The 7,071-nt window shown below is 59.6% G+C and carries 9 protein-coding genes; 7 read left to right on the forward strand and 2 right to left on the reverse strand.

Translation table 11 applies throughout. The annotated features are described in order from the left end of the window. Window positions 1-171: 171 nt before the first annotated feature. A complete protein-coding gene (locus L0V05_RS20365; protein ID WP_234873337.1) occupies window positions 172-804 on the reverse strand; it encodes a PH domain-containing protein in 633 nt (210 codons plus the stop codon). A 152-nt stretch (window positions 805-956) separates the two neighbouring features. Here L0V05_RS20365 and L0V05_RS20370 point away from each other — a divergent pair, with 152 nt between their 5' ends. The 6 genes from L0V05_RS20370 to L0V05_RS20395 all read left to right on the forward strand — a co-directional run bounded on the left by L0V05_RS20370 (window position 957) and on the right by L0V05_RS20395 (window position 4,857). Beyond that, window positions 957-1,115, forward strand: coding sequence for a hypothetical protein (locus L0V05_RS20370; RefSeq protein ID WP_234873338.1), 159 nt, complete (start codon window positions 957-959; stop codon window positions 1,113-1,115). Between the two features lie 14 nt (window positions 1,116-1,129). Continuing rightward, window positions 1,130-1,309, forward strand: a complete 180-nt coding sequence (locus L0V05_RS20375) for a hypothetical protein (RefSeq protein WP_234873339.1) — start codon at window positions 1,130-1,132, stop codon at window positions 1,307-1,309. A gap of 70 nt (window positions 1,310-1,379) precedes the next feature. After that, window positions 1,380-2,597: a DUF6538 domain-containing protein gene (locus L0V05_RS20380; RefSeq protein WP_234873340.1), complete on the forward strand. Its 1,218-nt coding sequence runs from the start codon at window positions 1,380-1,382 to the stop codon at window positions 2,595-2,597. Continuing rightward, window positions 2,594-2,773 (forward strand): hypothetical protein, encoded by a 180-nt coding sequence (locus L0V05_RS20385; protein ID WP_234873341.1) that lies wholly within the window; start codon window positions 2,594-2,596, stop codon window positions 2,771-2,773. Before L0V05_RS20380 ends, L0V05_RS20385 begins: the two co-directional genes overlap by 4 nt. Window positions 2,774-3,092: 319 nt before the next feature. After that, window positions 3,093-4,496: a primase-helicase family protein gene (locus L0V05_RS20390; RefSeq protein ID WP_234873342.1), complete on the forward strand. Its 1,404-nt coding sequence runs from the start codon at window positions 3,093-3,095 to the stop codon at window positions 4,494-4,496. After that, window positions 4,489-4,857 carry an HNH endonuclease gene (locus L0V05_RS20395; RefSeq protein ID WP_234873343.1) on the forward strand — a complete coding sequence of 123 codons (369 nt, stop codon included), beginning with the start codon at window positions 4,489-4,491 and terminating at the stop codon, window positions 4,855-4,857. The genes L0V05_RS20390 and L0V05_RS20395 overlap by 8 nt, the downstream gene beginning before the upstream one ends. Before the next feature lie 77 nt (window positions 4,858-4,934). Here the strand turns inward: L0V05_RS20395 and L0V05_RS20400 are convergent, their stop codons facing one another. Then, window positions 4,935-5,636: a VPLPA-CTERM sorting domain-containing protein gene (locus L0V05_RS20400; protein ID WP_234873344.1), complete on the reverse strand. Its 702-nt coding sequence runs from the start codon at window positions 5,634-5,636 to the stop codon at window positions 4,935-4,937. 85 nt (window positions 5,637-5,721) lie between these two features. Here L0V05_RS20400 and L0V05_RS20405 point away from each other — a divergent pair, with 85 nt between their 5' ends. Then, window positions 5,722-6,243 carry a hypothetical protein gene (locus L0V05_RS20405; protein ID WP_234873345.1) on the forward strand — a complete coding sequence of 174 codons (522 nt, stop codon included), beginning with the start codon at window positions 5,722-5,724 and terminating at the stop codon, window positions 6,241-6,243. Window positions 6,244-7,071 lie beyond the last annotated feature (828 nt).

Genomic DNA, 7,071 nt, shown 5'->3' on the forward strand with positions numbered 1-7,071 from the left:
GCGATCTGCCCGTGATCCAGGACCACAGGGTCCAGCCAACCCCTTGGTCTGGATGATTTCCATGTCTCGAAAGGAAAGTTGGCTGGGGCGCTAGGATTCCAGGTCTGAGGTTGGTCGGTACCAGTTCGCTGGGAAGGCTGGGCGAGGTGGGGCGACGGGTGGGGCGGTGACTTAAAGCGCAGCGAGGATACGCGCCTTTGCTGCCGAGAACTCTTCGTCAGTCAAAGCTCCTGAGGTCCTTAATGCGGCCAGTCGCTCCAAGGCATCTAGACCGGTTTGCGCCGTGGGACTTGATGTAAGATCTGTTCGCTTTGCAGGATCATTGAGGGAGGTTACTACTGGATCGTGGTCACGCTCTCGCAGGAGACGGTTCGCCAATTCCGCAACAATCTTAGCGTGAGCCTTCTGGCAGTTATCGACAGTGATTGTTCTGCTACCGATATCTACCATTATCTTTCCGAGCACCCATCCTTGGGAAGCGGAAACAGCTTGCACCCGATTGAGTCTCACGGTCTGCGTATCAACGGAGTTGCTTAGGAGGGCGCAATCAACGAAGAGAAACCTCTCGGAGGTCAGTGCGACAAGCCAAGTGTTCGCTCCGAAATCGCTCGTGTTTGAGGTTTCCGACTTGCTGACGATCCCAGAGGCAAACGCATAGACGGTCTCGTCTTCTTCGATCAGGCCACCAAGGGCGAGGAATTCCTTTTTCGTGCCGAACGAATCCATCGCCACTTTGTTGATTTCGAATATCTTCTTCCAATCGCGTTTCCGAGTTGCTTCACGATACTCGACATCATTTAACATTCTAGCAATCCTCAGATGCACCCTTGAATTGCGGGTTCAGTGGAAATCTCGCCCGTTTCCCGCAGGTTCGCAATGGGGAACTTCGTCGTCGCGCGCAGAGAAAACCGCGCAACCTCCCGTATCTAAATAAAGAAGCAGATAGGGAGCTTAAGATGAAGACCATGACCGCCCTCGGCATCGCCGGGGGCTTTCTTGTTTTACGACGGAGCTGGTTGGTTCTGTTCCTCGTCCTCTGGACGGCCTCGAGGATTAGCCATGAACTGGCCGTGACGATCCTCCGCGAGGTGCTGAAAGCGGGGCTGGTGCGATGAGGCCGGGGGACACCGTGGTCATCGCCGCCTTCGATGACGTCCCGGAGCACCTGTTCGAGGTGGAGGAGGTCCACGACGACTTCGTCACCGGGAAAGCCGTCACGGGACCGTTGGCCGGAGAGTACGGCGAGCCTGACCGGTCGATGATCGTCCGGGTCGTCGAGCGGTCGCTGGGATCCTCGGATACCCAGTAACCAGCCGAAACCAATCAGAAAATCGACAGACCAACCAGAACTGGGGCGAATGCCCCCAGAAGGAGGACGCATGTCCGTACGAATTCCGTACGCCTACCTGAAGCAACAGACCTACCTTTACCGACGAAACTACCCCCGAGAACTGCAACCAGTGCTCGGGCAGGCCCTGAAGCAGTCGCTCCGGACGGGTGACGCTCGTGTGGCCAAGAAGCGGGCGACTGAGATCAACGCCAAGTTCGAGGAGATCGTGACCAAGGCCAGGGCAGGGCACGTGGTGGAGAAGCCCGTCCTGGAGAAGGTCGCCCCGGTGGTCTTCTCGCCGGTGGTGATCGTGGGGCGGAAGACGGTCAAGGAACTGGGACAGACCTACCTGAACAAGCGGTCAGACGAGCTGCGGCCCGGGGGCTTCAAGGTCGTTCGGTTCTCGGTCAACCTGTTTCTCTCGGCCTACGGCTCCCGGACCGTCGGTTCGATCAACCGTGAGGACGCGCTCGACTTTACCCGGAAGGTGGCTCGGCTTGGGGTCCACTCGGGCAAGTCCTACCGGTACAGGAGCTACGGGCTGGACCAGCTGATCGCCATCAGTGGCGCGGAGACGATCAGCGCCCGGACGCAGCGGCGGACGGTGGGGCAGGTGTCGCACTTCCTGGACTGGGCCGTCTACGAGGGGCACGTCACCTCGAACCCGTTCAAGACGGTCAGGGTGGAGGCCAAGGGGAAGAACCGAAGCTACTCGGCACTGACCGACGAGGAGGTCCGGCGACTGGTCGCTGCCGACGATCCGGTGATCGGGGACCTGCTGCGGTTCTGTCTGCTGACCGGGATGCGGTCCGGGGAAGCGGCGGGGCTGGTTCGGGACAATCTGGTCTGGAAGGGCAATCTGGGCTGGTTCGTGTGGGTCCGCCCGAACGCGGTCCGGACGCTGAAGACCGATGCGGCGGAACGGTTCATTCCGCTGCACTCGGACCTGACGCCGATCCTGGCTCGGCTACCGGCGCAGGGGCGGCTGTTTCCTCGCCTGACCGTCAACATGGTGACGAAGCGGTTCATAGCCCTGAGGACCAGTCTGGGCATCGTCCGACCCGGTGCGGTCTTCCACTCGACCCGGAAGTGGTTCGTGACCCAGTGCGAGCGGGCAGGGGTTCCGGAGCATTTCACCGCCTCGATCGTCGGCCACCAGTCTGCTCGGTCGGAGAACCGGATGACCTACGGCATTTACTCGGCCGGGATCAGCGACGAGCAGAAGCGGGAGATCATCGAGAAGGTCGGTCTGCCGGTGGCGCGATGACGGGGGTGCCTGACATCGATGCCTTCGAGGAGCGGGCAGCCATCCTGGAGTTCGAGGGTGGGCTGAGCAGAAGGGAAGCGGAAGACCGGGCTGCTCAGGCTCAGGGGTTCCGGGACGCTGACCACTTCCGGCAGGTGCTGGCTGACTACCTGCTGACTGGCCGACTGCCTCATTAGCAACCTCCTCGGCGATGCCCTTCGTGGGTGTCGCCGGGGAGAACCTCTGGCCCTTTTCTTTTTTCCGGGGGCCGGGCGGTCGGCGGACGATATCGGCAGATGCCAGTCCACTAACTTCATGGCGGGCAGAGCCGCTACGGGTGGTTCGGGGGTCGTGGGAGACCGGCTGCGGGTGCGCTGCCACAGGGGGGCTGCCGATGGTCCGCAGGGTCAGAACGGGCCGGTGTCGACCAGGGTACGCTATAGGAGAAGCAACCGGAAAACACCCGTGCGGGTGGGGGCTCTCCAGTATTTTCCATATTTTATTGAGAATTTTTACATGAACATCGTACCAATTCGCGGCGAAGATGAAGCCGCATTAGAAGCCCATCGCCGTACCCTGACCGTCGCCCTCTGCAGCTGGTTCGTCCGTCGAGACGGCAAGTACTACGCCATCGATAACCTGTCGGCGGCGATCTCGAAGCCCGACGTCAAGATCGTGGCCCTCCAGCGGTTCCGGAAGGAGTTCCCCGACGTGCCGCTGAGCAACGAGCTCCTGAAGGCTGTGTTTACCCGAGCCCTGGAACAGACCCACACCGACGAGGAGCAGATCGTTGCCGTCTGGGGCGGTCGCAAGGTCTGCCTCCCCGGCAACCTTAAGCGGATCGTCGTTCAGCAGGGGCTGGCCGTCGTCAACACCTGGACCCAGCCAGCCTACCGTCGCCTCGGCGTACAGGGCGCTGACTACGGGATAGTCGGTCGGTTCGTCGACTGGGTGTTCCCCCGGCAGATCGAGCGGGACATGGTTCTGAACTGGCTGGCCTGGTGTCTCCAGAACGAGGCAGATAAGCCAACCTGGGCACCGTTCCTGTACTCGAAGACGAAGGGCTCTGGGAAGTCCACCTTCGCCCAGATCGTAACCGCTCTGTTCGGTCCCGAGAACTCGGTAACGCAGAATAACATCGACCAGCTCGTCAGCCGGTTCAACATGACCGCGCTCCAGAGCAAGCTGGTGATCTCGGAGGAGCTGAAGCTTCGGCAGGATTCGAGCCAGAGCAACGCTCTGAAGACCTACATCACCGAGAATACGACCCTTGCGGAATTTAAAGGCAAGGAGGCAGAGCGGGTTACCCAGTACTGCTGCTTCCTGCTCACCACGAACCACCTTCCGCTCTGGATCGAGGCCGAGGATCGTCGCTACTACGTCGTCGAGTTTGACCACGATGGCCACGCCGCTGGAGCCAGAAGTGACGAGTTCGCCAAGCTCGTGGGCCAGGTTCTGGCGTTCCTCCAGTCGCCAGATAACGTGGCGAGGCTCTATAATGCCTTAGTCGCTCGCCAATTACCGGACGGCTTCAGCGCGAAGACCCTGAACGTCGATCGGGACGCCACCGACGTCATGAAGCGTATTCACCAGGCAGCGGCTCAGGTCACCACCGAACAGCTCCGCGAGCATCTGGCCAAGAAGGGACTGTTCGCCATATCTGAGACGAGCCTGGCAGAGGTCGCTCAGGTCCAGCTGCGGGCGAACGCGAACCAGTTACGCCATGTCATGGCCGAGCTGGGTTGGAACCGGCTTGACGTGAAGTGGGGCGGGGTGGACTACACCCGGAAGCTCTGGGTTCATCCCGACTGCGCTGTCTACCGCGGCAACCTTACCGGTCCGGGCGGGAAGTCGGTCGCACTCGAGACACACCTGCAGCTGGCAGACGGCCCAGCGCTAAACTTAGGCTTCGATGTCTGACTTCATCCTGACTGACGACGGCGAAGACTGGTTCGCCCTGATACTCGCAGAACACATCGAGGAGGCCCGGAAACGGGCCAACTCACTGCTCGACGCTGGGGCCAGACTGGAGACCGGATGCATCGTCTCTTGCACGACCGCTCGGAAGAAGGTTCGCTTCCATGGGCGGCAGGTGGCGGCCTACCGGTTCATCTACTGCGTCTTGAACGAGACGGCGATCGGATTTGATACCGTCGTTCGTCATCGGTGTCATAACCCGCTCTGCATCAACCCGGAACATCTGGAGCTCGGGTCGCGGGCGGATAACAAGCATGACGACTGGGAAGCGGCCGCGTACGGGGTGGACTTCGGCCTGCTTTAACCCGTGGCATAGCTGGCGGCGGATGGGGCTTGGGACTCCCGAGACTCCCGTTCGCCACCAGCAAATACAGCCAGACCTTAGGCGGTCCGATCTTGGCGACGCCGTAGTGTTCTTAGGCCAGCGAGAGAGGCTATTCCGGTGACGAGCGAAATGGCCGCTGCCGGAAGTGGCACTGGTGATGGATCGACGCTCTTGGTCCAAGTGCCCGGCCCCGAGCTATAGTGATCGGTGTAGCCGTCGCCACCGGTGGTCGACATCCAGTCAGTGTCTGGGCTGCCTTCCCATCTAGAAAACTCCCAGTCGATCACGTTCGCTTCGTTGTCAAAAGTCATCCAGAGCCGACCCTCTGCTAGCCAAGGGTGAAGCGCGGCAAAGACCCATCCCGTGGAGCGGACGAGCGCGGCGACTTTCGAAAAGTCAGATGGTGTCGCTTCATCGCCCACCCACTCCAGACTGTCTGAACCGCCCGGTCCCGAAAACTCATACTTCATCGACCACTGATTATCGCTTTCCCAAACCTCTGACGCGTAGAAAGAGATCGTGGAGTTCGCAAGTGAACCGCCTGGGATGTGGTCGAGATCGAACGTGACCGATCCCCAGAACGCCGAGTCTGGAATTGGCGTCTTGGTGCACGGCTCCCAAGGAAGCTCTTCACCTGGAGCTATGCAGGAAGTCCACTCCCACTCGTCCAGATCTTGTCCTTGATAGTCGTATGTAACGACCGCTGCCTGTGCGTGGCTGGCAACTAGTGTTGCCGCAATCATTGCCAAGAATCGCATTTGAACCTCATGTACTCACAACACCGTGAACTGTTCCATGAAAGTACGGATTCGGCTAGCTAATTTCTAGGAAGGAGAACCTCTAGTGACCGCGCCAGAACAGCCTCAGATCGTGACATTCAGCCAGATGAAAGGGGCGATCGGCTCACTGGTCCTTCTTTGGTCACGGATCGAAATGGCGCTGGCTGAAGCGATCCAGTCCTTGCCGGATGAAGTGGCGAAGGATGCTCACGGGATACGCCGGTCGATCGACGTGTGGGAACGGTACGTGATGTCGAGGGGATCTGGAGAGGAACCACTTTCTCTGCTGTGCCAGCGCTTAGTAGCTCGGCTGAAACATGCCCTAGATGTCCGCAACCAGGTCTGCCACGGGTTGATCGGCATAACTGGCCAGGTCTCCGCCTCCGACCCCGAAGCCCATCTGACCGTCAGGCTGAAGGGCAAAAGAAAGGACATCTCCTGGTCCGAACTTCAGTCGATGTTTTCGTGGATGTCGCGAGCTGGACACCTGATTTGTGATTTAACTCATGTCGCCCTAGCGGACGATCCCAGGCAGGAGGGACGCACGCTCTTGATCGCGTGGCAGGACTTTCCCACACAGAGATGAATTGCTGTCCTCAAGGCATTGCGTCAGCCATGAGTTGGCGATGTCTAGCTTTATCGTCGATTACACGCACGTGGGAGCGTTGAGGCGAGCGATGGCCCTCTGCGCAACGACTGGAAGTGGAACCTGAGGCCAGCTAGATTTGCTTGGATGACCATTCGGTTCCACCTCATTGACCGAGAATTGCTTCCGTCCACAGACAGCCTGCGGCGGCCCTGGACGATTTTTGAAGTGAGGATCGGTCATTCGACGGATTGGAACCTTTGTCTGGAACTGGAGCGCGAGGGACAAGTCGCCAAGGCTGTATTCGAGCGTCCCGAGACCTTCCGAGTGCAAGACGAAAGTGATATCGCGCACTATTGGGGACTTCTTTCGGCTCAGCAGGCTGAGATAGGGACATTCTACGTCCTGAAGGAGGGCGCTTTCCTAGAAGAGTTTCGTGCCCGATCCATTTGGCCTGACAGGCAGCTTCAGCATTTCCTAGTAGCGGCCCTAGATACCTGTGTGGAAGTGATCTGTGCCCGACCTCCAAGAGTGGAGATTACTGAAGGATAGGTGCGTCCGGAAGAATCCGTACGAAGTTAGCCGTGCACTCATTCCCTTCGAGGGCGCCCGCGTCGCTCGTCGTTCACGATCACCCGCCAAGACGCAGGAATGCAGCCTAGCCCTTAACTGGGGCACCCCTTGGGGCATTCCGCCCGCAATTCAAGACCGCGCAGTCCAGCCAAACCGTTGGTTTGGTTTATCTCTACGGCATCGGGGAATGTTGGCTGGGGCGCTAGGAGATTCAGTAGGAGGTTGATCGGTACCAGCAAGCTGAAAGCGCTGGGC

Source organism: Alitabrizicola rongguiensis, from assembly GCF_021491355.1.
Classification (GTDB): Bacteria; Pseudomonadota; Alphaproteobacteria; order Rhodobacterales; family Rhodobacteraceae; genus Aliitabrizicola; species Aliitabrizicola rongguiensis.